Here is a 484-nt window from a genome sequence, read left to right as displayed (position 1 = left end):
GGCGCCATCGCAGCTCTGCTGACGATCCCCCGTCACTCGGTGGCCAGGCTTCCAGAATCGGCCAAGCTTCTTGATATCCAGATGGAGCAGGTCGCCGGCCTTGGGATATTCGTAGCGCACCACCACAGGAGCGGGCTCCAGCTCGGCCAAACGATGAAAGCCTGCCTGTTTGAGACGACGCGCAACGGTACTGACGGCCACGCCGAGTAGTTGGGCGATCTGTCGATAGGTATGGCGAGATCGGCGTAGCTGGATCAAGTGTGCGACCAGGTCACCCGAGGTCTCATGCGGGCATGAATGCGGACGTGATGAACGATCCATCAGACCGGACTCGCCTTCCTCACGAAAGCGCCTGAGCCACTTGTAGGCCGTACGGACACTGACCCCCGCCGCTTGTGCTGCATCCTCGGCGCGCAGCCCCGTGAGCATGCGTTGTACGAGAAGGGCTCGACCTCGAGGGGTAAGACGGGCATGTTTATGCAGG

At 61.6% G+C, this 484-nt stretch carries 1 protein-coding gene; it reads right to left on the bottom strand.

Going from position 1 to position 484, the window contains the following annotated elements; genetic code table 11:
- A partial coding sequence (locus FSV73_RS25435) for a leucine zipper domain-containing protein (RefSeq protein ID WP_260856168.1) occupies positions 1 to 483 on the bottom strand: 483 nt, incomplete at its 3' end.
- Position 484: the final 1 nt, after the last annotated feature.

It is taken from the genome of Pseudomonas oryzihabitans (genome assembly GCF_007665395.1).
Taxonomy (GTDB): Bacteria; Pseudomonadota; Gammaproteobacteria; order Pseudomonadales; family Pseudomonadaceae; genus Chryseomonas; species Chryseomonas psychrotolerans_C.
Note: the sequence above shows the minus strand (reverse complement) of the source record. Positions and strands in the feature narration are given on the sequence as shown.